The organism is Ferrovum myxofaciens (assembly GCF_000735045.1).
GTDB lineage: Bacteria > Pseudomonadota > Gammaproteobacteria > Burkholderiales > Ferrovaceae > Ferrovum > Ferrovum myxofaciens.
Genome location: NZ_JPOQ01000269.1, coordinates 1 through 272, shown reverse-complemented (window position 1 = coordinate 272; position 272 = coordinate 1). Strand labels below are relative to the sequence as shown.

Annotated in this window: 1 pseudogene; it reads right to left on the bottom strand. The window is 54.8% G+C overall.

Annotated elements, in window-relative coordinates:
- A pseudogene (locus IV91_RS18585) lies at positions 1-272 on the bottom strand (hypothetical protein); the annotation flags it as partial.

Below are 272 nucleotides of genomic sequence, written 5' to 3'. Positions count from 1 at the left end.
CGGCATGTTCAGTGACGCGACCCACTTTCCAGTAGGCTTTGCGTAAATTATTGGAAACGGGCAACTTTACGCCCTTGGACAATTTCGCATTCCGGCTCAATCCCATCGACACCTTGGCCGCCGCAACCTTTCGGCGGCAAGCGCGCTGGTAACGGCGCTTGCGTTGCTCCAGCACCTGAAGTTTGGGCGGGGTTGCATAGCGCTTTCCGTTTGAACAAACAATCTCGGAAGTGTTCAGATCAACGCCTACCTCGCCCTTCACTTTTGGCAAG